Genomic DNA, 359 nt, shown 5'->3' on the forward strand with positions numbered 1-359 from the left:
CGGACACGACGAAGGCCGCCCTCGCCGAGGCGAACGACACCGCAGCGTCGGCGCAGGCACGCGTGCAGCGGGAGCAGGACCAGCAGGACGAGGTGCTGCAGCAGCTCGCGTACCTCAAGGGCACGAGCGTCGCCACCGAGGCCGCCTACTGGACCGCGCAGCAGGCGAAGCGGGCGGAGGCGCAGCTCGCGTCGAACACCGGTGGCTCCGGGGCGACCGCGGCCACGGGCACCGGCACGGGCTCGGGCTCGGGTGGGGGCGCCGCGAGCAGCACGCCGAGCACGGGCGGCGGCACGAGCACCCAGCCGAGCGCCGGCGGCGGCACCACCGGCGGCACCAAGCCCAGCACCCCGACCACA

The 359-nt window shown here is 76.9% G+C and carries 1 protein-coding gene; it reads left to right on the top strand.

What is annotated here, in order from left to right; all coding sequences use genetic code 11:
- Nucleotides 1-359 (top strand): hypothetical protein (locus BIV01_RS19885; protein WP_175473730.1); only part of this gene is annotated, 359 nt, incomplete at both ends.

Source organism: Curtobacterium sp. MCBA15_013, assembly GCF_001865095.1.
GTDB lineage: Bacteria > Actinomycetota > Actinomycetes > Actinomycetales > Microbacteriaceae > Curtobacterium.